Consider the following 23,714-nt stretch of genomic DNA (forward strand, 5'->3'; position numbering starts at 1 on the left):
GACGGTTTGTTGTCCCCGTTTCCGCTCACCAGACAGCCACTTGAATCACCCTACAGGAGAGCTGGCCTCAGCCTGGGCCCACTGAGCACGCCAGTGATCGAGTCTCTCTTTGATGCGGCCTTCCAGACCGTTTGAGGTGGGATCGTAATAGATGCGGCCTCCTTCAATGCAGCGCTGCGGCACGAATCCGCCCTCAAAATCATGCGGATAGAGATAACCCGCACCATGGCCGAACTCTTTGGCCGCCTTTTTGTGATGCGCATCCCGCAGGTGACGCGGGATGGGCAGTGTACGCCCCTCTCGGATGTCTTTCAGCGCAGCGTCGATGCCGGTGTAGGCGCGATTGCTTTTGGGCGCGGTGGCATTGTACACGGCTGCATGCGCCAGGATGATGCGTGCCTCTGGCATGCCGATAGCCTCCACGGCCTGCTGCGCAGCGACTGCGACACGGAGCGCATTGCTATCCGCCATGCCCACATCCTCACTGGCGGCGATGACGATGCGCCGTGCGATGAAACGGATATCCTCACCTGCGTGCAGCATTTTCGCCAGCCAGTAGAGCGTGGCATCTGGATCGCTGGCACGCATGCTTTTGATGAAAGCGCTGATCGTATCGTAGTGGGCATCACCATCGCCATCATAGACGACGGTTTTTTGCTGCATGCTCTCCTCCGCCGCTGCCAGCGTGATGATGATCTCCCCCGCCGCATTCGGCGCAGTGGTCAAAACGGCCAACTCCAGGGCATTGAGGCAGCGCCGCGCATCCCCATCTGCCACGGTGGCGAGGTGCAGACGGGCATCCGCCTCGATCCGCACCTGCTGATCGCCCAGTCCCCGCTCCGAGTCCGCTAAAGCGCGGTCGATGAGCGTTTCGAGATCGCTTATACCCAGGGGCTCTAGCTGAAAAACCTGCGAGCGGCTGACGAGCGGGCTATTGACATAAAAGAACGGATTGTGTGTGGTGGCACCGATGAAGCGCACCGTCCCGCGCTCAAGGTGCGGCAGCAACACATCCTGTTGGGCTTTGTTGAAGCGGTGAATCTCGTCCACAAAGAGAATCGTCGTCTTTTCATAGAGCCGCGTGTGCTGCTGCGCATGCTCCGCCTCCCGCCGGATATCCGCCACACTGCTCTCCACGCCACTGAGCGTGATGAAGCGTGATTGAGTCTCCTGGCTAATGATGTGAGCTAGAGTGGTCTTTCCCACACCGGGGGGACCGTAGAGGATGATCGAGGAAAAACGATCCGCCTGTACAGCACGTCGGAGCAGCTTCCCCTCGGCCAAAATGTGCTGCTGCCCAGTATACTCGTCGAGCGTTCGCGGGCGCATGCGTGAGGCCAGTGGGGCAGCCTTCGCATGCGTCACCCCGGCGCTACGGGTCCGTTCCGATGGCGGTGCCTGGGTGAAAAAGTCGTCGTTCATGCGTGCTTCAGTGATGGGCCATGATTCGCAGAGCAAATGCTGCTTTGCACTTTGATTTTGCCCGGCCAGAGTCAGGGCAGATGAAACTCTCCAAAAAAGCCGAATATGCCCTCCGCGCTCTGGTAGCGATGGGGAGTGCGCTTGAGGGGACGAAATTCTCGATTCAGGACCTCGCTCAGTCGGAAAAAATCTCTCTCAAGTTCCTGGAACAGATCCTACTGGCGCTAAAAAACGGCGGCCTACTCCACAGCAAACGCGGCGCAGGCGGCGGCTACCAATTAGCCAAAAATCCCGCTCGCATCCCCCTGGGTGAGGTGATTGCGATCTTTGATGGCCCCTTTGATCCCCTGCCCTCTCGTGAAAATGCAGCCCTAGCGGCCACTTTTGGCCAATTTCGGGAATTAGCCAATGCATGGCTCGCAGAGCACACCGTGGCCGATGTGATCGAGCATGAAAGAGGTCAGGCAAACGTCAGCTTCGAAATTTGAGCCGTATTAACGAGCCAAATCCACTCAGGTAGTGGTCTTGCGCTCGACGTTGAGCCCCATTTTACGATAAAGCGTGGCGATGGAGATGCCGAGCATGCTGGCGGTCTTCTCGCGTGAGCCATTATTGTAACGCAGCGTCTCCTGGATGAAGATGCGCTCCTGGTTTTTCACGAAGTCATCGAGCTTGCTGCCGATGGGCAGCTTGGTGATCCCCTCACTGACAGAGGGCGTAGGCACCTCGATTTGCTGCGTGACTTTGGTGGGTAGGTCACTGGGGCGGACGCGGTCATTCTCCGCAAAGGCACAGGCCCGCTCGATGGCATTGCGCAGCTCCGAGACGTTGCCAGGCCAGGTGTACTTCTCCAGGAATTCGATGGCGTTTTGGTCGATGGTCTTCGCCTTGGACTCTGTCCGCTCAGCGAGATCTTTGAGCATGTGCTCGACGAGGGGTTTGATGTCCTCACGGCGCTCACGGAGGGCTGGGATCTTCAGAGGGACGACGGAGAGCTTATAATAGAGATCCTCGCGGAATTTTCCGGCCGTCACGGCCTCCTCTAGGCTGCTCGTGCTGCTCACGACGAGGCGATAGTCGAGAGAGCTACCGCTCGACCAAGTCTTACGCACCATGGTCTCATCCAGGAAGGTATTGAGGTGTGCCTGGATACGAGCTGGGAGCTGATTGATCTCTGCCAGATGCACCGTGCCACCAGCGACACGCTGAAAGATGGACGTACTGCCAAACAGCTCTGTCTCCAGAGCTGCCTCTGGCATGGCGGAGCATTGCAGTTCCTTAAAGGGGGCTTTGGTGCGGCGGCTGGCCTCATGCAGGGCACGAGCGACCATGTGCTTGCCCGTTCCGAACTCACCTTCCAACAGCACCGGGCTATCGTTGTTCGCGACTCGACGCACGATGTCAAAAATGCGCTGGATGGCATCGCTATGACCGATGAGTTTTGCAGAAGAGCTGGTGCGCAGGATGCTGGAGGGGAGGGCTGCGTTCGTCGCAGTGGCCGCAGTGCCTGCTGCGCCGGCTCCGTTGCTGGCGAGCGCTTGATTGACCGTTTTGATGAGGTCTCCCAGATCAAAGGGCTTTGTCAGGTAGTCAAAAGCACCGAGACGCATCGCCTCGACCGCTGTTTCCACGCTGCCATGACCTGTCACCATGATGACGGCAGTCGTCGGATACTGCTCTCGGCACATGCTCACCAGGTCCAGACCATTCACATCGCCGATACGCAGATCGACGATGACGAGCTCCGGTTGGTTAGCCCGGATGGCCGCAATGCCATCGAGACCAGTGGTGCAGCCGAAAACCTGATGACCCGCTGCTTTGCAGAGTTTGGTCATCAATTCGAGAATCGCGGCTTCGTCATCTATGATTACTAGTTTAGCCATAACGGGAGAGGTGGTTTGAGATTCAGGATTGAATATCAAAAAAGGTTAATAGATTCAAAACCTGGAGTCAATGCGCTTTTTCTCGTTTTTGCGAGAATGCCGAATTTTTCGATCCAAAACGCGAAAAAGCGGTTGGGAGCCACTTTTCGCCCGATTTACCGCATCCGCCTTGAGTCCAGGCATTGATAAAAAGACCCGCTCCCTACTTCAGCGGCACGCTCCACAAATGGCTGCCAGAGGTGATGAAGAGCGTCTTGCCGTCCTTGCCGCCAAAAGCGCAGTTACAGGCCTCATCCGGGCCGGTGGGGATAAAGTCGATGAGGCGACCACTCGGCGAGAGGATGTAGCAACCCGCCTTGAAGCGTGTCGTCTCATGCGGAGTGGTCTTGTTCGTGCCTGCGACGACATAGATGCGGCCCTCTGCGTCCATTTTCATACCATCTGGCCCACGTCCATCTTTCCAGTCAAAGAGCACCTTTCGCGTTCCAGGCTTCACATCGCCATTCGCGTCCAATTCATAGCGAACCAGCTTCCGCGAGCCGCCATGATTGTTGTTGTTATTGTCCGCGATGTAGAGAAAACGGTCATCAGGGCTGATGAGGATGCCGTTGGGGCGCTCCAGGTAACAAAAACGTCCGCCAGTCAGAATCAGGCTTGCCTTACCTTTCCCATCGATTCGGTAGACACCTTCAACAAACGTGTTTCGAATGCTGTCGCTTGACAATGAATCGATACTCCCTGGACGATTAGGCTGTACTTTAACTTTCGTGTCGCCTCGCGCTCCTACGCCAATTGGCACTGGGCAAGAATCCACACATTGAAGAGTGACTGCTAACGGATGTGTAAATATACCGATGTTTTCATGCTTTATCTCCATCCCCGCCCGCGAACCATAACGTGGATCGGTGAAGTAAATCCGGCCCTTGGAGTCCATGCATAGGTCATTCGGCGAGTTGAAGCGTCCTTTGCGGTAACGATCCGCCAGCACGGTGATGGAGCCGTCTTTCTCGGTTCGGGTGACGCGGCGGGTTTTGGTTTCACAGGCCACGAGACGGCCTTCGCGGTCGAAAAGCAGGCCGTTGGATGCGTTGTGGCGGAAAACGCTCGTTTTGCCGTCTGGTCCCATGCGGTTGATGTGCTGCCCATCGGTGAAGTAGAGCGATCCGTCCTTCCAGGCCGGTCCTTCCGTGGCACCGATGGCTCCGTGGTCTTTTGGCACCGCTCCAGGCACCAGCGGCGAGCGCATGGAGGAGCATGAGGACAGAAGGAGGATGAAAGCGAGGCTAGAGAGCGATTGAAAGTGCATGGAGCCGCACTTTACGAAGCGAAACCGACTTACTTGTCCACATTTGTCACACTCGGCCAGCAGCCACGTATCGATGGCCGGTGGATGCGCAGCGTGGGATCAGTCCCGAGCCAACCCGGCTTCCCCGCACCATCCACAAAAGCCACGCCGATGGGCGTGTCCGGCAGCGTATCCGCCACCCGCGTGATCTCCGCCTCCGCCCGGTCCGACATGGCAATCCAAGCTTTTTTCAGGGCGATGGGGTCAAGGTTACGGGCCTGAATTGTCTCAAGCTGCTGCGGATTGATGCGAGCAAAGCGACGCATCATATCGAGCAGCAGCATGGGGCTGTAGCCTTCATCTTTTCCGCAGGCGGCCCAGATCGTGGCTTCAAGAGGATAAGTCTTGTCCAGCTCGACGATGTCCACGTAATCGCGTGTCACCGAGCGTGCGGCCAGCGCCAAGGCCTTGTTCGTCGCCATGTCAAACAAGTGCAGCCGCCAGCCGAGCACGGGATCGTTTTCGATGGGAAAGAAGCGAAAGGCGGAATCCGCAGCCCAGTCAATTTCAAGCTTTTGTCCTTCGTGGAGGAGCTGCGCTTTGCGGAAGCTGCTCGGGTTTGTCCAATCGCCAGTTTTAGGCTGAATGTCAAAACCAGCGGCACGCAGCGTGCGCACATCTGCCTCGCTGGCCCGCGCCACCTCCTCGCTCGCCTCGTGAAATATATCGAAGTCGTGGCTGTAGCGCGGCGAGTCGTCGGTGCAGTTGAGAACAAGTCCTCCAGCAAAGTGGCTCGCCTCGCTGCGGTTGGCGGCGATGAGGCTGAGTATCTGGCGCTGGAAGTTGGTTAAAGGCATGCGTTGATTTCCTGTGCACGTCGCCAAGCTCCGTGACCGCCTTTGCGCAGATTGAGCACGATCTCACGGACATCTTCGCTGGATTTCGGGACAAACTCCGGATTCCACCACCAAAAGCACTCATGAAAATCCCGCACTGCCTGCCGCGCCATTTCGAGCACGTTCGCGGGAACGGGCTGGCTGCTAGTGCTGGCGGCAGATGGGGGCATGGTGGCATTTTAGTCGCCGCCAGCGGCTTCTCACGCGTTTTTTCACCAGCGGGGACTACCGCACGCCGGAGGGGACGGCGTCCTTCATGAGCTCTGCGAGCTTGGCTTTCATGGTGGTGACGCGTTCGGGGTCCTTTTCGGCGAGATTGGTCTTTTCACTCGGATCGGCGGCGAGGTTGAAGAGCATCACGGGCTCGTATTTGCGGCCTTTGGCCTTCACCTTGCCTTTACCCTTCTTTTTAGCCTTGGTACTGCCTTCTTCCGGCAGTTCAGCATCAGCTCCTGTGCTGACGATGAGCTTCCAGTCGCCCATGCGCACGGCGACGTTTTCGGGTGATTGGGCGAGGAGGATGGCATCATGTGGCGAGGCGGCTTTTTCGGTGATCATGGGCCAGACGTCGCGACCATCGAGCGGGAGTTTTTGCTCCAGGCTGCCGCCGGCCAGTTTCACGAGCGTGGGATACCAGTCGATGATGTGCATGGGCTGTGTGAGGCGCTGACCTGCGGGGATTTTGCCAGGCCAGTTGGCGAAGGCGGCAGCTCGCACGCCGCCCTCGTAGATGCTGCCTTTAAAATCACGCAGAGGAGTGTTCTCGCCGGGTGGTGGGCCGCCGTTGTCGGAGGAGAAGAGGATGAGGGTGTTCTCACGCAGGCCCGATTTCTCCAAGGCTGCGACGACTTGACCGATGGCCTCATCTAGGCAGGCGAGCATGCCGGCGAGTTGCTTGCGCCCTCCGCTAAGGACTGCGTAGGGCTGTAAATAGCTCTCTGGCACCTGGAGTGGGCCATGAACGGCATTGTAGGGCATGTAGAGGAAGAGCGGCTTTTCCTTTGGCTGGGCTTGGATGAGCCGCACGGCTTCCTTCGTGACGAGATGGGTGCTGTAGCCTTCCTCTTGGAGCGGCTGATCGTCATGATACCAGTCGTGCGAGTCATCCCGCACATGGGTGAAGTAATCGAGGGCTCCGAAGTAATGCCCATGCTGGTGCTGAAAGCCGCGTGAGGTGGGAAGGTAGGCTTTGTCGAACTCTCCGAGGTGCCATTTGCCGGTGATGGCCGTGGTGTAGCCTGCCTCCGTGAGCGCGGTGGCCAGTGTGCGCTCTGCCAGCGGTAGGCCCCACTTGGCATGCGGGCGCACGACGGTGTACACGCCAGTGTGCGAGACATAGCGCCCTGTCATGAGTGAGGACCGCGTGGGCGAGCAGACGGGCTGCACGTAGTGGTTTTCCAAGACCGTGCCGCCAGAGGCGAGGGCGTCGATATTGGGTGTTTTGATCACTGTTCCTCCATTGAAGCCGCAATCCGCATAGCCGAGGTCGTCGATGAGAAAGAAGACGATGTTGGGCCTAGGCGCAGCCGCATGGAGGCTGATTGCGCTGGCAAGGAAGAGGCAGGTGAGGAGTGACTTCATGGTGCGATCTGCCACAACGCAGCGCAGCCATGCATTTAGCGATGAAGTTTTTCTGGGGAGCCATGCTGCTCATCCACTGACAATGGCGCAGCTTTTGGCGCTGGGCTTTTTCGCTGCCATTGGGAGTTGCCGGGCAGGTTTTTGACCCGTAGATGGCGACTCACGATGCACGAGATCACCAAGCGGAAGAATTTCATCCCTGTGACGGACGAGCTGATCGAGTACCTCGACCAGTTTGGCCGCTGCGATGCGCTACCGACGACGTATGAGGATTTGTTGGGCTTTGCGGAGAGTTATCCACTCTTTGATAAAGAAGGGAACGCGACGCACTGGAGCAGCGTGATGTATCCGCGTGAGATGCAGCAGTTTATTTATCCGAAGCTGACGAGTATCTACTCCCTCCTGCGCACGGGTGACTACCATGCGGTGCCGCATCTTTTTGTGGAGCGAGTGGATTACTGCGAGTTCGGGAATTCACGCCCATTCCGTGTACGCGTGGTGAACCAGTACAATGATAACTACGACCACTTTTACGTGAAGACGGCGGATGCCTCGCGTGTGTATGGTCTGGAGCTGGAGCATCTGCTTTCTCCGAATCGCATCAACTACCTCATGCACCGTGCTGGCACGCTGGTGGAGGAGCATATCGCGGGCATTCCGGGGATGTCTTTATCCGTGACTTCCTACACCGCCCCGATCTGAATGCGGTGCGACTGGCGAAGGAGTTCGTGAAATTCAGCGAGCGCTGCTTCATCCGGCTGCTGGGTGATATGCGCAGCTATAACTATGTGGTGGATATGACGCCAGACTTCGAAGAGGTGCAGTATCGGGTGCGGGCGATCGACTTCGACCAGCAGTGCTACGAGGGGCGCAAGAGCTTGTATCTAGCGCAGTTTTTCAAAGAGAATAACGAGGTGGTGCAGCTCTGCTCCTCCTGCCTGAATTTCCCGACGATGAAGCAGTATCAGGAGGAGGAGCGCAGCCTGATCTCTCGCCGCTACCTGAGTGAGCACCAGCGCATCTCCGCACTGATCAAATGCATGAAGAACAATGCGGTGGAGCCTTTTGAAAAGGTCACTCAACTCCGCGCAGAGCTCAGTGAATATCACGGCACACACATCTTCGATTCATGCAAGAGCATGGGAGAGATCGTGGAGCGGAATCTGGAGCACATGCTGGGCAAGCATCTGACGTGACGCCTTTTTTTGATCACCTGGATCAGTTCGTGGAGACAGCTCCGAGCGTGGGCACCATGATCTCGTCACCACCAGCGAGCTTGGTGGTGGGCTGGAGATGATTCATCTGGCGGATGCGCTCTGGGGTGGTGCTGAACTGTGTCGCGATCGTCTCGATGGTGTCGCTGGCATCGACGCGGTAGGCGAGGATGCCACGATGGGAATCAGCCACTTTATTCACGCTGGCGCTGCCGGTGGCAGGCTTGGTGCTGCTGGGAGCTGGGTAAGTCGGTGCCTTGGTGGTGGTGGGTGGCACTAGGGGTGGATCGTTTGGCAGGGTGACTCCAGGCAGTGGCACGGTGTCATCGGAGGCTGCGGCGAGAGATTTGACTGGCGGCTTGTAGGCGAGGCTGCTGCGAGAGGTCGAAACCGCACGGCCACCAGGCAGGACGAGGCGCTGACCGACGATGACCTTATTGGCATCCTTGATCCCATTGAGCGATGCGAGAGCGGACGTACTGGTGCCGTGACGGATGGCGATTGCCTTCAGGCTATCCCCTGGACGCACCGTGTAGCTGCCGCCAGCCGAGGAGAAGGAGGAAGAGCTGCTGCTATGATTCTCAATACGCACCGATTTACCCGGAATCACGATGCGTGAGCCCGCGATGAGTCCGCCGCCGAAGTCCACCCGAGGATTGGCATCCATGAGGGATTTCCGCGAGATGCCGTATTTTTTGGCGATGCTGCTGGAGCTGTCGCCAGAGCGCACTTCGTAATAGTAGGGCTTGTAGCTGACTTTTGTCATGCTGCTGCCACCGCTGCTCGCACCCGCACGGCCAGGGATGAGCAAAAGCTGACCGACGAGCACATTGTCGCTCTTCATCCGATTGAGTGACATGATCTCTCCAGGTGAGACACGGTGAGCATTGGCGATCTGCCACAGGCTATCACCTGGTTTCACGACGTAGGAGCCCCTGGCTCCAGAGGAGCTGTCCGAGGCCGAGTAGCGCCCCACTGCGCCACGCCGCAGTCCGCCCACATCATCTTCAAGACGTGAGATGCGGTGATCCTGCTCGCGATCCTTGGACGTGCCGCTGCTGGTGGAAGTGCTTCTTTTCGGCGCGGTGCTGGTTTTTGAGGGAGTCGTGGATTTTTTCTTGGTGGATGTCGTCTTCGGTGCAGCGCTTGTGTGCGGAGGTGGCAGTGATCCAGGCGGTGGAGTGCCTGGGGGCCAAACGAGGGGCTGTTGGGGATAGGTGGACTGGGCTGGATACGCGGGATAGGCCGGAGCCCGGGCTGCCGTCCTCGGTGCAGCAGTGGTGGCACCGTAGCCTGGTGGCGGAGACTGCATGTAAGTGTATCCACTTGGCAAATTACCGGCTGCGGGCTGGGACAGTGCCGACTGTGTGCAGACGAGCCCGAGGAATGAAACCAACGCCGGGAGACCGTGGAGTGAGTGCGACAAAGTCTTCATAATATGATGATTTTAGAATTTCCTGTTGTTAATTACTTTAAATATTTTAGAATTCCAAATAAAATTTTGAAATTTAAAGACACAGCTTTGCTTTTGCTCCGTGCCACTGCCTCCATGTCGGCTTTGGCACTGGCTTTTGCCTCGCTGATCTGGCTTCAGCAGCGCATGCTCTCCCTAGAGACGCCCAAAATCGGCCCTTGGGACACGGATTCACAAAAAATCCCTCTCGTGCTGCTCGATGCCGGTCATGGCGGCCATGATGGCGGTGCCGTGGCAAATGGTGCGATTGAGAAAAACCTCACTTTGGAGATCACTCGCTATTTGAAAGACGAATTGACCGCTACTGGCCTCCGAGTGGCCATGACGCGTGAAAAAGATGCCTTTCTGCCGCTGGAGGAGCGTGCGGCCCTGACGGCGAAAACGGGGGCAGATGTCTTCATCAGCGTCCATATCAATACCGATGGGGATGGCGCTACCGCAGAGGGAGTGGAGACATACTTCGCCGGGAAGCCCTCTCTTCAAACCCTGCGCAAAACCGCCTCCCAGCCTACTGGCAATGCCGCCACCCCCGATAGCGCGGAGCTAGCCGCCCTCGTCCAGCGCAACGTCTGCAAGACCACCGAGGCAGAAAACCGTGGCGTGAAGCAGCGCGGCTATGTCGTCATCGAGGAAGCAGTCTGCCCGGCTGTGCTGGTCGAGTGCGGATTCCTCACGCATCCGCTGGAGTCCAAAAAGCTCAAAGACACACCGCATCAGAAGAAAATCGCCCAAGGCATCGCTGCGGGCGTGCAGCTCTTTCTCCAGACCCGCGACACACCGCCGCTCGTCGTCGGAGCTGCTCCTTGAGTGCGGATTGAGGCGAAAAAGCCGCACGCCAAGTGAGCCGAGGCCATTGCCAGTTGAGCAATCGCGGCCTAATCTCGCGTTTTCCTCCGCATGCACCTCTGCTCCACCGTACTTGCCCTCCCTGCCCTGCTCCTCGCCGCTGCCGCCGCACTCGCAGACGGCCCGAAGGACAATCTCGCCACCGAAGTCCGCCCCATCCCCCCACCCGGCATCACCGTCCCCGATGCAGACAAGGCCCGGCTCACGACGAGCCTGCAACAGCTCCGCAGCGCCATCGACGAAGCCGCAAAAGCCCAGGCAAAAAATCCCCGCCTCGCCGATTTGCTGCCAGATGTGGAGATTTATCACAAAGCCGTCGATTGGGCTCTGCGCTACGGGGAATTCCATAAGGCCCCAGAGATCAAATCCGCCGATGAAGCCCTCGCCGAGGGCCTCCGCCGCGCCACGGCCCTCAAAGAAGGAAAATCCCCCTGGACTGCCCAGAGAGGCCTCGTCGTCCGTGGCTACCGCAGCCGTATCGACGGCAGCGTGCAGCCCTACGGCATGGTCATCCCCGAAAGCTACGTCGGAGCCCCCGCACGCACCGACATCTGGTGCCATGGACGCGGAGAGACCCTGAGTGAGCTCGCCTTCATCGACCAGCGCAGCAAGCAAGTGGGCAACATCCAGCCCGCTGGTGCCCTGGTCCTGCATCCCTATGGCCGCTACTGCTGCGCCAATAAATTCGCCGGTGAAATCGACGCCCTCGAAGCCATCGCCCATGCCCAGAAATTCTACGCCATCGACGCAGACCGCCTCGTCATGCGCGGCTTCAGCATGGGTGGAGCCGCCGCCTGGCAGTTCGCCGTCCATTACGCCGACAAATGGTGCGCGGCCAACCCCGGTGCCGGTTTCGCCGAGACGGCGCAGTTCCTCGGTGGCTTCCAGAGTGAGGATGTCTCCAAGGCCCCCTGGTATCAGAAAAAGCTCTGGCACTGGTATGATGCCACCGACAATGCCCTCAACCTCGAAATGTGCCCAACCATCGCCTACAGCGGTGAAATCGATAAGCAAAAACAAGCCGCCGACATCATGGAGCAGGCTCTCCGTGGCGAGCAGGTCGAGCTCCAGCACATCATCGGCCCCCAGACAGCGCATAAGATCCACCCCGACTCCCTGCTCGAAATCGAGCGCCGCCTCGCCGACATCTGCGCCATCGGCCGCGACCGCCGCCCGGATGAAGTCCACTTCTCCACCTGGCATCTGCGTTATGACCGCATGCACTGGGTCGTCGTTGATGCCCTGAAGCATCACTGGGAGCGCGGACGCATCCACGCACGCATCCTCAGTCCCACAGAGGTCGTCGTTCGCAGTCAAAACATCACCGCATTCACGTTCGACATGCCAGCAGGCCACAGCCGCCTCTCCCTCCTGAGCAAAATCAATGTCACCGTCGATGGCCAGTCCCTAGAGGTGTCCCGCCCCCGCACCGATCGCTCCTGGCGTGTCCACTTCCGCCAAAAAGACGGCAAATGGAAACAAGCCCTCAGCCCCGAGCTCGAAGACCAAGGCAAACTTGTCAAAAAACACGGCCTCTGCGGCCCCATCGACGACGCCTTCATGGACTCCTTCCTCTTTGTCCGCCCTACGCAGCCTGGACTCAGTGAAAAAGCCACCACCTGGGCGAAAACCGAGCTCGACCGTGCCCTCTATGAGTGGCGGCGGCAGTTCCGTGGCGATGCGCCCATCAAAGACGACACCACCATCACTGAGGCCGACATCGCTGCGAACCACCTCGTCCTCTGGGGCGACCCACAGAGCAACGCCGTGCTCGCCAAGATCGTCAGCAAGCTCCCCATCGAGTGGACCGCCACCAAGCTCACCGCCAACGGCAAAGCCCACGATCCCGCCACCCACGCTCCCATCCTCATCTTCCCCAATCCTCTCAATCCCACCAAATACATCGTCCTCAATAGCAGCTTCACCTACCGCGAATACGACTACCTCAACAACGCACGCCAGATCCCGAAGCTCCCCGATTGGGCCATCATCGACCTCCAGCAGCCTAGCACCACCCAGGCCCCAGGCGGCATCACTGACGCCGGTTTCTTTGATGAAAGCTGGCAGTTTCAGCCAGCACCAGCGGCGAAGTAAATCCGCTCCCTCAAAAACCCATGCTGCTCACTTATTGGATCGGATACCGTGTCTTCCGCGAGCTCTCGCACGGTCTCCATGACTTCCGCATCATCGGTGCCGAGCGGCTGCGCTTCAGCGGTCCCGCACTCCTCGCCTGCAATCACGTCAGCTTTCTCGACCCGCCTTACATTGGCCAGGCCTTTGACGAGCCCATCCACTACTTCGCCCGCAAGACTCTCTTTGACCACCCACTCGCGGGCTGGCTGCTGCGTCGCTGGCAGGCCATCCCCATCGACCGCGATAAACCAGACGCCTCCTCCCTCAAAGCCACCATCCGGCTCCTCCGCGAAGGCAAAAAAGTCCTTATCTTCCCCGAGGGCACCCGCAGCCCCGATGACACCCTCCAGCCCGCAGAGGCCGGCGTCGGTCTCTTCATTGCAAAATCCGCCGCTCCCGTCCTCCCCATGCGGATCTTTGGCACCCATGAGGCCTACCCACGCGGAGCAAAGACCCTCCACCCCGCACGCGTCACGCTCGTCGTAGGTGAGCCATGGCAGCCAGACCTCAGCGCCGCCACGCTGAATGGCCGCGACCTCTACCAAAGCCTCGCTGATGAAGTCATGCGCCGCATCGGTGAGCTACAGGTGTGACAGAACGCTCTCTCACAGCGCAAAGAGTGGCGCAGGCAGTAAGAAGGCATGCTGCTCCAGCAGACTGCGGGCACCATTCCAGGAGATGTAGGGCGTCAGATACACCACCAGCACATACGCCAATGCGACGGGCAGGATACCCAGCCGTGCGAGCCACTGCCAGGCGCGGTGTGCAGCCACCTCACGCCGCATGGCACGGCCTAGCGCCCAGCCAGTGAGCAGCCGTGCCGGGAAAATAAACAGGACAAAGACCAAGCTTGGCAACCAGGCCAACTCACGCGGCGTGAGCTCCACTTTGAGGATGTAGAGCGGCGCGGCAAACAGCAGCGTCGCCAGCAGCGCCATCCAAAAGGCCAGCGGCGCTCGGATAAAGAGCCGCCGCACCTCCCGCAGCTCGAACATCGCTGCAAAGCGCCCGCTCTCCGCCAATCGAGCTTGGAGAAATGGCAGATGCATCGCGACGAGCATCAGCATGACACCGCCGAGGAGTGACAGCAGCACCGCTCCGCCTAATGGAGCACGCGTCGCCGCATAGAGCACGGCCACCGGCAGCGCCAGCCATGCCGCCGCACCCGCAAAGCCCCGCAGCCCCAGCCAGAAGTAAAAAGGCAGACGCAGCCCGCTCACATACTCACGCACAGCTCCCCGCACCTGCGCCAGACCATCCGCACCACGCAGCCAGCGCAGTAGCTCCAGCGGCGCAGGCCACAGAAAATGCCGCCACCGCCCACCACGCAGGCAGGCCCACACGATATGGATCAGCGTGAGCCCAAAAACGACTCCGAGCACGATCTGCCACAAGCGGACACTCGCACTGCCTGCCGCGATGATTTGTGCATCACGCCAGAAATCATGCGCGATCCGCGCCGGCCACAGCACTAGCCAACTGCCCACCAGCACACGCCCGAGCACGGCGGCCTTGCGCCTGCCGATGATGCCATCCCGCAGCCGCCCACTCTGCGCCACCACGCCACTAGCATGCAGCAGATAGCCAAGACTCAGTAAATTCAGCACCGGCACCACCGAGCACACCGCCAGCAATACAAGCACCGCTGCAAAACCAAAGACTCCGTCGATGAAACGGATCGTGGTGGAAAAAAAGGAGCGGAGCATCGAGCGCGGGCAGGAGGGCTGGCACTTACAACACAGCATCACGAGCAAAAGTTTTCCCAGAACATGCATTTTGATCTGCTGGGAGAATTTAGCGCTTCTCACACCGTATGGCCTTCTCATGCGTCGTCAGTCCGTTTTGCACACCCTAGCCAGCCTCCGAGTGCGGATGGGCCTTTTCATGGCCTGCTGGGCTGTGATCGCCGCACACGCTGCGGATATGCCACTGGAGGAGGATACCTCCCTGCCCCGCGCTTTGAAGGAGGGCCATTTTGAGCAGCTTTTGTCGAATTCTCCCTTCACCCGCTCCCTCGGTGGCTCCGACTCCCTGATCCTCACCGGCATCGTCAAAATGGATAAGGAGCTTTTTGCCACCCTGCTCGATACCAAGACGATGGAGTCCCACCTCGTCTCCAAAAAGCCCAATCACAACGGCTGGCAACTCATCGGCATCAGTGGCCAAGCCGACCGCGTGCAGACCTGGAGCGCGAAGATCCAGATCGCCGGGGGAGAGATCTTTGCCGTGCGCTACCAGACACCGCCGCCGCGCCCACGCAACATGGCCAGCAAAGGCAGCCCCAGTAGCAGCAGCTCGGGCGGCAGCCCTTCCGCCCCACTCACCTCTTCCCAGATCACCGAGGCCAAGCAAGCCGCCGAAAACTACAAAGAGGGCTTCACCTCCGATGGCTACCCACGCCAGCCCCCGCCGGAGATGGTCGCCAAACTCTCCCGCCTCAGCGTCTCGCAGCGTGAGGACATCAACCGCCAAATGATCAGCCACCGCAATCAAGGACTCGGCATGGAAGAGCGACGGAAAATCTATGAAAACCTCGTGGACCGCTCCATGCAGGGGCGGCGCTGAGCCTCTGCAGTGCCCGCATCTCTGGAGCTGTGACACCGGATCATTGCCCGCCCTACTTTGGAGAACTCATTGGACATTCTGCGTTCCCGCCTTTCGTTCGGTGCCCTTTTTTCCCCGCTCGCATGATCGCACGCACCTACTCTGCCACGCTCGTCGGCGTGAACGCTGTCGAAATCGAGATCGAGTCCCATGCTGGCGGCGGCACGCAAAAAATGCTCATCGTCGGCCTGCCGGATGCCAGCGGGAAGGAAAGCCGCGAGCGTGTGATGGCCGCGCTGCGCACCAGCGGCTTTCAGCCGCATGATGGTGTATGCACCGTGAATCTGGCCCCTGCGGATCTGAAAAAGGAAGGCCCAGGTTTTGATCTGCCCATTGCCATCACTCTTTTGGCCGAAAGCGCCCGCATCCCAAAGGCGGTGCTGGCAGAGACGGCCATGATCGGCGAGCTGGCCCTCAATGGTGAGCTGAGGCCAGTCCGTGGCCTGCTCGCCGTCGCTCTGGAGGCACGGGCACGAGGCAGAAAACGCCTCCTAGTGCCAAAAAGAGCCGCCGTAGAGGCCAGCGTCGTCTCTGGCATCGAAATCATCGGCGTCGAGTGTCTGCGGGACGCAGTGGACTTTCTCAAAGGCAGTCTCCCCATCGAGCCAGAGCCCTGTCGCGCCGCCCAGTTCTTCGCCGCCGCTGCGCATTACGACATCGACTTCGCCGATGTGAAGGGCCAGGACGAGGCAAAGCGTGCCATCGAGGTCGCCGTCGCTGGCGGGCATAATTTGCTCATGATCGGTCCCCCAGGCACTGGCAAGTCGATGATCGCCAAACGCGTGCCCACCATCATGCCCGCCATGAGTGAGGAAGAGGCCGTAGAGACCACGAAAATCCACTCCGCAGCCGGTTTGCTGCATGAAGGGGCCGCCTTTGTCGCCACGCGGCCTTTTCGCTCTCCCCACCACACCATCAGTGATGCGGGCCTCCTCGGTGGCGGCACCAATCCCGGCCCTGGAGAGGTCTCCCTGGCTCATCACGGAGTGCTCTTCCTCGATGAGCTCCCAGAATTCCGCCGCAGCACGCTGGAGGTGCTGCGCCAGCCGCTAGAGGATGGGCGTGTCACCATCTCCCGCGCTGCGGGCACCATGACCTTTCCATCGCAGTTCATGCTCGTCGCGGCGATGAATCCCTGCCCCTGCGGCTTCTACGGCGATGCACGGCGAGAGTGCCGCTGTAGCCCGCCGATGATCCAAAAGTATCGCCAGCGCATCAGTGGCCCCTTGCTCGATCGCATCGACCTCCACGTCGAAGTGCCGCTGGTGGACTTCAAAGCGCTCGTCAGCCATGAAGCAGGCGAAAGCTCCGAAAACATCCGCACCCGCGTGGAAACCGCGCGTGCCATCCAGCGCCAGCGTTTCCTCAAAAGCACCAGCACTAGCGTGAACAGCGCCATGTCGCCCCGCCTCATCAAAAAGCACTGCGAGCTGCCAGCCAGCGGTCAGAGCATGCTGGAGCATGTGATGGAAGAACATGGCCTCAGTGCCCGTGCGCATGATCGCATCCTCAAAGTAGCCCGCACTCTCGCCGATCTCGATGCCGTGGAAAAAATCACCGAGAACCATGTGCTCCAAGCCGTGAACTTCCGCAGTCTGGACCGGAAATTCTGGTCCTGAAGCTGCGTAGTCTCCACCGCCCATGAGTCCGTCCATCGCCCTGCATCAGGAATTCACTCGCCGTGCCCTTTTCGGGCATGGAGCAGCAGGCATCGGTGCACTGGCTCTAGGCTCGCTGTTTGAAAAAAGCGGCTACGCGGCACAGCGGCCAGATCCAGCGGCTCCAGCGCTGCCACACTTCGCCCCACGGGCGAAACGCGTCATCTACCTGCTGCAAAACGGTGCCCCATCCCATGTCGATCTATTTGATCACAAGCCGATGCTCAAAAAGATGCATGGCACGCAGATCCCAGACAGCATCGTCGGTGGGCGGCGCTTCAGCACCATGACAGGCGGGCAGACAGCACGGCCCGTGCTCGGAGAGATCACCCAATTCGCCCGCCACGGCCGCAGCGGAGCCACCGTGAGCTCCTTTCTCCCGCAGCTCGGCCAGGTGGCGGATGATTTGTGCTTCATCAAGTCCATGCACACCACGCAGGTCAATCACGCACCTGCGATCACCTTTCTGATGACCGGCGCAGAGCAGGCAGGGCGGCCCGCGCTGGGTGCGTGGCTCAGTTACGGCCTAGGCAGCGAGTCGGAAGACTTGCCCGCCTTTGTCGTCATGACCAGCCGTGATAAGGAAGCCTCCTGCGGCCAGATTTTTTATGACTTCTACTGGGGCAGCGGCTTTTTGCCCACCAAGTATCAAGGCGTGAAGTTTCGCGGCAGTGGCGACCCGGTTTTGTATCTGAGCAATCCAGAAGGCATGAGCCAGGAAGTGCGCCGCACCATGCTCGATGGCCTCCGTGATCTCAATGCCATCAAACTGCGCCACCACGGCGATCCAGAGACTGCGACACGCATCGCCCAGTATGAAATGGCCTACCGCATGCAGACCAGCGTGCCAGAGCTCACCGATCTGTCGAAGGAGCCTAAGCACATCCTCGACATGTATGGCCCCGATGTCCTGCGCCAGGGCAGCTACGCCTACAACTGCCTCATGGCCCGCCGACTCGCCGAGCGCGGCGTGCGCTTCGTCCAGCTCATGCACGCTGGCTGGGATCAGCATCGGAATCTCAACACGCAGCTCAAAATCCAGTGCCAGGATGTCGATGCCCCCAGTGCCGCATTGGTCCAAGACCTCAAACAGCGCGGCCTACTCGAAGACACACTCATCGTGTGGGGCGGCGAGTTCGGGCGCACCCCATTCCTCCAGGGCGACATCACCAACACCAAGCAATGGGTCCGCGATCACCATCCCTACGCCTTCACCATCTGGATGGCCGGTGGCGGCATCAAGCCCGGCACCACCTACGGCGAGAGCGATGAATTCGGCTTCAATGCCGTGAAGGACAAAGTCCACATCCACGACCTCCAAGCCACCATCATGCACCTCATGGGCATCGACCACGAGCGCTTCACCTACCGCTTCCAAGGCCGTCAATTCCGCCTCACCGACGTCCATGGTGAGGTGGTGAGAGCCGTGCTCGCTTGATCGCTCTCTTTAGTTCCCGGTTCGCTGTTCCCTGTTCCAAGAAGCGCGGTTATTGAACCGAGAACCGAGAACCGAGAACCGAGAACCGAGAACTGCGAACTGAAAACCGAGCACTCAGCGCGTCGTCGCACTAAAACCCTCCGCCGAAGCAAGTCCCTCCACAAAGAACTCGCTCGCCTCTGGATCGAGCACGCCTTGATTGAGGATGCCCTCCAGCCTACGGCGGCTGCCACGCTCGGTGCCAGGGCGGTTGGCGGCACGCTGGATCACCTCCGTGATGACCGGCGCAGCGATCGCCGCACTCGCCGCCAGCAGCGTCAGCGCGATCACATTGGAGGAGCCACGGCGCATCCCACGGCCAAATAGAATACCCAGGGCACATCCCGCCGCCGCAGGGGCGATGAGCGAAGCGTAGTTTTCATACTGGCGGGCGGCTGAGGATTCGTTTTGCATGCGGCCCATAGATAAGCCGTGTCGAACAAACTCCAAAGAGGAATTTGCCCGCAAGCTGCTTCCTCGTTACAGGCACGACCGCCTATGCCCACCGCCACTACCCCATCCCCCAAACGCTATGCCCTCATTTTGGCCGGAGGCAGCGGCCAGCGCTTTTGGCCCGTCAGCCGTGACGCCCAGCCCAAGCAGTTGCTCAAGCTCTTCGGTGAAAAAACCCTGCTCGAACTGACCATCGAGCGCCTGGAGGGCCTGGTGCCAAAGCAGAACATCCTCATCCTCACCAACACCCAGCAAGAGGCCACCGTGCGGGCCATCATCAAAGACCTCCCGCCAGAAAACATCGTCGCCGAGCCTGAAAAGCGGGATACCGCACCCGCCATCGCCCTGGCCGTCGGCTGGGTCGTCGCACGTGACCCCATGGCCACCATGATCGTGCTCCCAGCGGATCATTTGATCCAAGATCAAGCCCAGTTCCTGCGAGTACTCAAAAATGCCGCTCTCGCGGCAGAAAACAGCGGCAACCTCGTCACCATCGGCATCAAGCCCACCTGGGCATGCCCCAGCTACGGCTACGTCGAGCGTGGGCGCAAAGCCAGCATCGGCGGCGTCGAGGACCTCCCCGTCTGGGAAGTCGCCCGCTTCCGTGAAAAGCCCAATCCCGACCTCGCCGAGCACTTCATCAGCCAGGGCAACTTCCTCTGGAACGCCGGCATGTTTATCTGGACCATCCCTGCCATTTTCAGCGAGCTCAGTCGCCACTGCCCTGTGCTAGCAGACTTCGTCAGCGAGCTACGCGGCTCCAAGGACTTCAGCGCCACCGTGGCCAAGCAATTCGGCAAACTGCCCAAGCTCAGCATCGACTACGCCCTCATGGAAAAAGCCTCTCGCGTGCTCAACATCGAGTCCACCTTCGACTGGGATGACGTGGGGAACTGGACCAGCGTGGGCAAGTATTTGAAGACCGACGAAGATGCCAACCAGCACAACTGCGCCTTCTCCCAGCAAGAATCAGCCAACAACATCATCTTCACCCAGACCGGCCAGCACGTCGCCCTCCTCGGAGTCCAAGACCTCATCGTCGTCGCCTCCAAAGACGGCCTCCTCGTCGCCAACCGCGACAAAGCCGAGATGATCAAAAAGCTCGTGGACGGCCTACCGCAGGAGCTGAAGTAAGGCAGATCTATTTCTTCAGCGCTTTGCTTTCTCATACTCAGGATCAGGCCAAGGCTGCACGTATGGCCTGATCCCATTTTTGAGCGCGGGCGGCAAAGGGCAGCGACTCATCCTGGTAGAGGATGCCGCGACTGACATTGATGAGCAGCGGCGCGGTGTGGTCACTGCCACGCAGAGCGGCTAAGTCGCCGCCTTGGGCTCCGAGACCGGGGATGAGGAGCGGCACATCGGGGATGCGTGTGAGCACGTCCGGTGCGGCATTGGTGAGTCCGACGACGAGTCCGGCCTGGGAGTGGCCTGCGGTCATGTCCGCGACGAGTTCGTAAATGTGCCGCTCTCCGGTTTTTTGCAGCTCGATGTCTTTGGCTCCAGGATTGGAGGTCACGCCGAGGAGGTAGATGCCTTTGTCGGTGTATTTGAGGAAGGGCTCCAGTGTGTCGCGGCCCATGTAGGGATTGAGTGTCACGGCATCTGCCCGCAGCACTTCAAAACAGGCCTTGGCGTAGTAGCCCTGTGTCTCGCCGATGTCGCCACGCTTCACATCGAGCACGGTGGGGATGTCCGCAGGGATGGCGGCCATGATTTCTTCCAGCAGCTTGACGCCCTGCCAGCCTAGGGCCTCAAAGTAGGCGGCGTTCGGCTTGAAGGCGGCGGCGTAAGGCGCGGTTTGCTCGATGACGTCGAGAATCCAGCGCTTGGTGGAGTCGCTGGCGTCGGTGGCGCGGACATCGAGTCCGACGCAGAGATTGGAGCCAGTAGCGGCGATGCGGGCAGAGAGTTTTTCGACAAAGGTCATGAGCGGCTGTGCTATGAACGGATGATCTAGCGATTCAAGGCGCAAGGTGATGCAGATTGCGAGGGCTTGTGGGGCGATACCGCGTAAAAGTCCTGTCATTGCCGCGCATTCCGTGCTTATGGCTGGAATCCCGTAACTGAAAAACTCCCACATGCACGACCTAGACATCGCCCGCGCCTGCGCCGCCTTTGCAGACGACAAAAAAGCCGAAAACATCCGCATTCTCGATCTACGCGGCCTTTCCCCCGTGAATGACTACTTCGTGCTGTGCAGCGCGATGTCCGCCCCGCAGCTTCGTGCTGTGCGTGACCATATCGAGGATGAGATGAAGGAGCATCATAAGCAGCGCCCACTCTACCGCGATGGCACCTACGACAGCCAGTGGATGATCCTCGATTACGGCAATGTGATGGTGCACATCCTCTCCCCGGAAAAGCGTGAGTACTACTCTCTGGAGGAGCTCTGGGGCGATGCGACGGAGCTGGCACTCACTGAGGATGCGCCTGCGCCAGAGCCACGTCCGAAGCGTGAGCGTCCGAAACGCGAAAAACGGGCAAAAAAGCCCGCTACAAAGAAATTCGCCCAACGCTCTGCCAAGTCGTCCAAATCGACCAAGGCCCCAAAAGCGAAAAAAGCTGCTAAATCGGCCAAACCGAAGCCCCAGGCAAAAAAAGCGGCCAAGTAAGGCATGAGCTGAACGAATAAGGACGTTTTGGATTCACTGCCATGAATCGCTCCTTGCTCCTTCTCCTCACTCTTTGCCCTTCGCTTGCCGTTTTTGCGGATCATTGGCCCATGTGGCGCGGTGCCAATGGGGATGGCACCTGCTCCGAGTCCAATCTGCCTCTGAAATGGAGCCAGACAGAGAATGTCCAGTGGAAGGTGGCTCTGCCAGATCGCGGCAATAGCACTCCGGTGGTCTGGGGCGAGAAGGTCTTCGTCACGCAAGCTATCGAGAAAGAGGGCAAGCGGCTCCTGCTGTGCTTTGATCGCAAAACTGGCCGCCAGCTTTGGGATGCAGGCATCCTCTATAAGGAACCTGAGCTGACTCACGGCACCAATCCCTACTGCGCGGCCTCCCCCGCGACGGATGGTGAGCGTGTGATCGTCTTCCACGCCTCTGCGGGTGTGTTTTGCTACGACATGAATGGCAAGGAGCTGTGGAAGCGCACCGACTTGGGCAAGCAGCACCACATTTGGGGCAATGGCACCTCTCCCGTGCTCGCTGGCGACCGCGTGTTCCTCAATTTCGGTCCCGGAGAGAAAACGGTGCTTTACTGCTTCGATAAAAAAACCGGCAAAACACTCTGGGAGCATGCGGAACCCGGCGGTGCGAGCGGTGAAGGAGCCAATAAGCAATGGCTGGGCTCCTGGAGTGATCCGCTCCTGCGCAAGATCGACTCACACTATGAGTTGTTGATGACTTACCCTGGCCGTGCCTGCGCCTTTGATCCTATGAGTGGGCAAGAACTCTGGACCTGCGGCGGACTCACGAAGTTGGTCTATAACTCGCCGCTCTATACCGATGGCATGATGGTGGCGATGAGCGGCTACAATGGAGCTGCCCTCGCAGTGAAGCCCGGAGGCAAAGGGGATGTGACTGAGAAAAGCCGCCTCTGGCATCTGCCAAAGGTAAGCCAACGCATCGGCAGCGGTGTCTTGCACGGTGGCTATCACTACATCCTCAGCGATGGTGGCATCGTGGAGTGCCGCAATCTGAAAACCGGCGAGATGGTCTTTAATGAACGCCTCAAAGGCCAGAACTGGTCATCCCTAGTGCTCACTGCGGATGGTCTTTGCTACGCCGCGAACCAGATCGGCGATTGCCACATTTTTAAAGCCGCTCCGAAGTATGAACTGGTCGCGACCAACTCACTGGGTGAAAAGATCATCGGTTCCATCGCCGTGAGCGACGGCCAGCTCTTCATCCGTGGATATAAGAACCTGTGGTGCATCGGCAAGAAGTAGGGCCTTTGCCAGAATCTCTAGGTTTCATTCAACCGGTGCCTGTTACGGCCAGAGGGCGCTGATGGGCTGGGGTGTGAGATCGGCCACGCCCTGTGGGAACATGCGCTTGCGGTAGGTGAGGATCTCCGGCTCATCTGGGGTGATGAGGACGACGTGCTCGTAGTGGCTGCTGGGCTTGCGGTCGGTGGCGATGACGGTCCACTTGTCTTCCAGGATGCGAGTCTTTTCGGTGCCCATGTTGATCATGGGCTCGATGGCGAGAGTCATGCCGGCTTTCAGCCGTGGGCGTTCACCTTTTTTGCCGTAGTTGGGCACTTGGGGGTCCTCGTGCAGCTTACGACCGACTCCGTGACCGACGAATTCACGCACGACATAGTAGCCATATTGGCTGACGTGGTGCTCGACGCTGTGGCAGAGATCCCCGAGCATCCATCCATCACGGGCAAATTTGATGGCATTGTGGAGGGACTCCTCGGTCGCCGCCATGAGGTGGAGGGTCTCTTTGGCGACGTTTCCTACGGGGACGGTAAGGGCATTGTCTCCGACCCAGCCATCACGGTAGATGCCGATGTCGATTTTGACGATGTCGCCATCCTGAATGACACGAGGACCACCGATGCCGTGGACGACTTCTTCGTTGATGGAGATGCAGATGTTCCCCGGAAACTGGCGGTAACCGAGGAAGGCACTGGTGCAGCCACTGGCCTTCATCTCAGCAGCTGCAAAGCGGTCTATCTGCGCGGTGGTGGCACCAGCGTGGACTTCGGCTGCGGTTTTGAGCAAGATGTCGCGAGCGAGTTGGCCAGCCTTTCGGATGCAATTCTGCTGGTGACCGTGACGGATGGGGATGTTCCCCGATTTAGCGAGTGCCATGAGCCTTGAGAAAATGC

21 protein-coding genes and 1 pseudogene are annotated in these 23,714 nt (G+C 59.4%); 11 read left to right on the forward strand and 11 right to left on the reverse strand.

What is annotated here, in order from left to right; genetic code table 11:
* Positions 1–45: 45 nt before the first annotated feature.
* A complete protein-coding gene (locus IPK32_03060) occupies positions 46–1,422 on the reverse strand; it encodes a replication-associated recombination protein A (protein ID MBK8090993.1) in 1,377 nt (458 codons plus the stop codon).
* Positions 1,423–1,502: 80 nt separating this feature from the next.
* On the opposite strand from IPK32_03060, the gene IPK32_03065 reads away from it, so the two are divergent.
* Positions 1,503–1,910 (forward strand): Rrf2 family transcriptional regulator, encoded by a 408-nt coding sequence (locus tag IPK32_03065; protein MBK8090994.1) that lies wholly within the window; start codon positions 1,503–1,505, stop codon positions 1,908–1,910.
* Positions 1,911–1,934: 24 nt separating this feature from the next.
* Here IPK32_03065 and IPK32_03070 read toward each other — a convergent pair whose 3' ends face one another.
* The 5 genes from IPK32_03070 to IPK32_03090 all read right to left on the reverse strand — a co-directional run bounded on the left by IPK32_03070 (position 1,935) and on the right by IPK32_03090 (position 7,067).
* Positions 1,935–3,257 carry a sigma-54-dependent Fis family transcriptional regulator gene (locus IPK32_03070; protein MBK8090995.1) on the reverse strand — a complete coding sequence of 441 codons (1,323 nt, stop codon included), beginning with the start codon at positions 3,255–3,257 and terminating at the stop codon, positions 1,935–1,937.
* A gap of 250 nt (positions 3,258–3,507) precedes the next feature.
* Positions 3,508–4,611 carry an SMP-30/gluconolactonase/LRE family protein gene (locus tag IPK32_03075; GenBank protein MBK8090996.1) on the reverse strand — a complete coding sequence of 368 codons (1,104 nt, stop codon included), beginning with the start codon at positions 4,609–4,611 and terminating at the stop codon, positions 3,508–3,510.
* A gap of 29 nt (positions 4,612–4,640) precedes the next feature.
* Positions 4,641–5,447, reverse strand: a complete 807-nt coding sequence (locus IPK32_03080; GenBank protein MBK8090997.1) for a nucleotidyl transferase AbiEii/AbiGii toxin family protein — start codon at positions 5,445–5,447, stop codon at positions 4,641–4,643.
* Positions 5,438–5,656 carry a hypothetical protein gene (locus tag IPK32_03085; GenBank protein ID MBK8090998.1) on the reverse strand — a complete coding sequence of 73 codons (219 nt, stop codon included), beginning with the start codon at positions 5,654–5,656 and terminating at the stop codon, positions 5,438–5,440. Before IPK32_03085 ends, IPK32_03080 begins: the two co-directional genes overlap by 10 nt.
* Before the next feature lie 55 nt (positions 5,657–5,711).
* A complete protein-coding gene (locus tag IPK32_03090; GenBank protein MBK8090999.1) occupies positions 5,712–7,067 on the reverse strand; it encodes an arylsulfatase in 1,356 nt (451 codons plus the stop codon).
* Positions 7,068–7,232: 165 nt separating this feature from the next.
* Here IPK32_03090 and IPK32_03095 point away from each other — a divergent pair.
* Positions 7,233–8,263, forward strand: a pseudogene (locus IPK32_03095) (hypothetical protein).
* Between the two features lie 22 nt (positions 8,264–8,285).
* Here IPK32_03095 and IPK32_03100 read toward each other — a convergent pair.
* The gene (locus IPK32_03100; protein MBK8091000.1) at positions 8,286–9,716 is read right to left on the reverse strand and encodes a LysM peptidoglycan-binding domain-containing protein; all 1,431 of its coding nucleotides are present in this window, start codon (positions 9,714–9,716) and stop codon (positions 8,286–8,288) included.
* A 66-nt stretch (positions 9,717–9,782) separates the two neighbouring features.
* On the opposite strand from IPK32_03100, the gene IPK32_03105 reads away from it, so the two are divergent.
* The 3 genes from IPK32_03105 (at position 9,783) to IPK32_03115 (ending at position 13,327) form a co-directional block, all read left to right on the forward strand.
* Complete coding sequence (locus tag IPK32_03105; GenBank protein ID MBK8091001.1) at positions 9,783–10,562, forward strand: N-acetylmuramoyl-L-alanine amidase; 780 nt, start codon at positions 9,783–9,785, stop codon at positions 10,560–10,562.
* Between the two features lie 90 nt (positions 10,563–10,652).
* A complete protein-coding gene (locus IPK32_03110) occupies positions 10,653–12,695 on the forward strand; it encodes a prolyl oligopeptidase family serine peptidase (protein MBK8091002.1) in 2,043 nt (680 codons plus the stop codon).
* Between the two features lie 20 nt (positions 12,696–12,715).
* Entirely contained in the window at positions 12,716–13,327 is a 612-nt protein-coding gene (locus tag IPK32_03115; GenBank protein MBK8091003.1) for a 1-acyl-sn-glycerol-3-phosphate acyltransferase, read from the forward strand.
* A 12-nt stretch (positions 13,328–13,339) separates the two neighbouring features.
* Here the strand turns inward: IPK32_03115 and IPK32_03120 are convergent, their stop codons facing one another.
* Positions 13,340–14,440 carry a hypothetical protein gene (locus tag IPK32_03120; GenBank protein MBK8091004.1) on the reverse strand — a complete coding sequence of 367 codons (1,101 nt, stop codon included), beginning with the start codon at positions 14,438–14,440 and terminating at the stop codon, positions 13,340–13,342.
* Between the two features lie 118 nt (positions 14,441–14,558).
* Between IPK32_03120 and IPK32_03125 the strand changes: the two genes are divergently transcribed.
* The 3 genes from IPK32_03125 (at position 14,559) to IPK32_03135 (ending at position 18,434) form a co-directional block, all read left to right on the forward strand.
* Positions 14,559–15,299 carry a hypothetical protein gene (locus tag IPK32_03125; protein MBK8091005.1) on the forward strand — a complete coding sequence of 247 codons (741 nt, stop codon included), beginning with the start codon at positions 14,559–14,561 and terminating at the stop codon, positions 15,297–15,299.
* A 122-nt stretch (positions 15,300–15,421) separates the two neighbouring features.
* Entirely contained in the window at positions 15,422–16,957 is a 1,536-nt protein-coding gene (locus tag IPK32_03130; GenBank protein MBK8091006.1) for a YifB family Mg chelatase-like AAA ATPase, read from the forward strand.
* 22 nt (positions 16,958–16,979) lie between these two features.
* Entirely contained in the window at positions 16,980–18,434 is a 1,455-nt protein-coding gene (locus tag IPK32_03135) for a DUF1501 domain-containing protein (GenBank protein MBK8091007.1), read from the forward strand.
* A 114-nt stretch (positions 18,435–18,548) separates the two neighbouring features.
* Here the strand turns inward: IPK32_03135 and IPK32_03140 are convergent, their stop codons facing one another.
* Complete coding sequence (locus IPK32_03140) at positions 18,549–18,887, reverse strand: hypothetical protein (protein MBK8091008.1); 339 nt, start codon at positions 18,885–18,887, stop codon at positions 18,549–18,551.
* An 84-nt stretch (positions 18,888–18,971) separates the two neighbouring features.
* On the opposite strand from IPK32_03140, the gene IPK32_03145 reads away from it, so the two are divergent.
* Positions 18,972–20,060, forward strand: a complete 1,089-nt coding sequence (locus IPK32_03145) for a mannose-1-phosphate guanylyltransferase (protein ID MBK8091009.1) — start codon at positions 18,972–18,974, stop codon at positions 20,058–20,060.
* 43 nt (positions 20,061–20,103) lie between these two features.
* On the opposite strand, the gene pyrF is transcribed toward IPK32_03145, so the two are convergent.
* Positions 20,104–20,856 (reverse strand): orotidine-5'-phosphate decarboxylase, encoded by a 753-nt coding sequence (pyrF, locus tag IPK32_03150; GenBank protein ID MBK8091010.1) that lies wholly within the window; start codon positions 20,854–20,856, stop codon positions 20,104–20,106.
* Positions 20,857–21,007: 151 nt separating this feature from the next.
* Between pyrF and rsfS the strand changes: the two genes are divergently transcribed.
* Positions 21,008–21,541, forward strand: a complete 534-nt coding sequence (gene rsfS, locus IPK32_03155) for a ribosome silencing factor (protein ID MBK8091011.1) — start codon at positions 21,008–21,010, stop codon at positions 21,539–21,541.
* Between the two features lie 41 nt (positions 21,542–21,582).
* Complete coding sequence (locus IPK32_03160) at positions 21,583–22,824, forward strand: PQQ-like beta-propeller repeat protein (protein MBK8091012.1); 1,242 nt, start codon at positions 21,583–21,585, stop codon at positions 22,822–22,824.
* A gap of 42 nt (positions 22,825–22,866) precedes the next feature.
* Here the strand turns inward: IPK32_03160 and map are convergent, their stop codons facing one another.
* Positions 22,867–23,697 carry a type I methionyl aminopeptidase gene (map, locus tag IPK32_03165; protein MBK8091013.1) on the reverse strand — a complete coding sequence of 277 codons (831 nt, stop codon included), beginning with the start codon at positions 23,695–23,697 and terminating at the stop codon, positions 22,867–22,869.
* Positions 23,698–23,714 lie beyond the last annotated feature (17 nt).

The sequence above is a fragment of the Verrucomicrobiaceae bacterium genome, assembly GCA_016713035.1.
Classification (GTDB): Bacteria; Verrucomicrobiota; Verrucomicrobiia; order Verrucomicrobiales; family Verrucomicrobiaceae; genus Prosthecobacter.

What these genes read in the sequence shown, in the direction of transcription:
- IPK32_03060 (MBK8090993.1), bottom strand. Translation starts at nt 1,422, where the DNA reads ATGAACGACGACTTTTTCACCCAGGCACCGCCATCGGAACGGACCCGT.
- IPK32_03065 (MBK8090994.1), top strand. Translation starts at nt 1,503, where the DNA reads ATGAAACTCTCCAAAAAAGCCGAATATGCCCTCCGCGCTCTGGTAGCG.
- IPK32_03070 (MBK8090995.1), bottom strand. Translation starts at nt 3,257, where the DNA reads ATGACCAAACTCTGCAAAGCAGCGGGTCATCAGGTTTTCGGCTGCACC.
- IPK32_03075 (MBK8090996.1), bottom strand. Translation starts at nt 4,611, where the DNA reads ATGCACTTTCAATCGCTCTCTAGCCTCGCTTTCATCCTCCTTCTGTCC.
- IPK32_03080 (MBK8090997.1), bottom strand. Translation starts at nt 5,447, where the DNA reads ATGCCTTTAACCAACTTCCAGCGCCAGATACTCAGCCTCATCGCCGCC.
- IPK32_03085 (MBK8090998.1), bottom strand. Translation starts at nt 5,656, where the DNA reads ATGCCCCCATCTGCCGCCAGCACTAGCAGCCAGCCCGTTCCCGCGAAC.
- IPK32_03090 (MBK8090999.1), bottom strand. Translation starts at nt 7,067, where the DNA reads ATGAAGTCACTCCTCACCTGCCTCTTCCTTGCCAGCGCAATCAGCCTC.
- IPK32_03100 (MBK8091000.1), bottom strand. Translation starts at nt 9,716, where the DNA reads ATGAAGACTTTGTCGCACTCACTCCACGGTCTCCCGGCGTTGGTTTCA.
- IPK32_03110 (MBK8091002.1), top strand. Translation starts at nt 10,653, where the DNA reads ATGCACCTCTGCTCCACCGTACTTGCCCTCCCTGCCCTGCTCCTCGCC.
- IPK32_03115 (MBK8091003.1), top strand. Translation starts at nt 12,716, where the DNA reads ATGCTGCTCACTTATTGGATCGGATACCGTGTCTTCCGCGAGCTCTCG.
- IPK32_03120 (MBK8091004.1), bottom strand. Translation starts at nt 14,440, where the DNA reads ATGCTCCGCTCCTTTTTTTCCACCACGATCCGTTTCATCGACGGAGTC.
- IPK32_03125 (MBK8091005.1), top strand. Translation starts at nt 14,559, where the DNA reads ATGCGTCGTCAGTCCGTTTTGCACACCCTAGCCAGCCTCCGAGTGCGG.
- IPK32_03130 (MBK8091006.1), top strand. Translation starts at nt 15,422, where the DNA reads ATGATCGCACGCACCTACTCTGCCACGCTCGTCGGCGTGAACGCTGTC.
- IPK32_03135 (MBK8091007.1), top strand. Translation starts at nt 16,980, where the DNA reads ATGAGTCCGTCCATCGCCCTGCATCAGGAATTCACTCGCCGTGCCCTT.
- IPK32_03140 (MBK8091008.1), bottom strand. Translation starts at nt 18,887, where the DNA reads ATGCAAAACGAATCCTCAGCCGCCCGCCAGTATGAAAACTACGCTTCG.
- IPK32_03145 (MBK8091009.1), top strand. Translation starts at nt 18,972, where the DNA reads ATGCCCACCGCCACTACCCCATCCCCCAAACGCTATGCCCTCATTTTG.
- pyrF (MBK8091010.1), bottom strand. Translation starts at nt 20,856, where the DNA reads ATGACCTTTGTCGAAAAACTCTCTGCCCGCATCGCCGCTACTGGCTCC.
- rsfS (MBK8091011.1), top strand. Translation starts at nt 21,008, where the DNA reads ATGCACGACCTAGACATCGCCCGCGCCTGCGCCGCCTTTGCAGACGAC.
- IPK32_03160 (MBK8091012.1), top strand. Translation starts at nt 21,583, where the DNA reads ATGAATCGCTCCTTGCTCCTTCTCCTCACTCTTTGCCCTTCGCTTGCC.
- map (MBK8091013.1), bottom strand. Translation starts at nt 23,697, where the DNA reads ATGGCACTCGCTAAATCGGGGAACATCCCCATCCGTCACGGTCACCAG.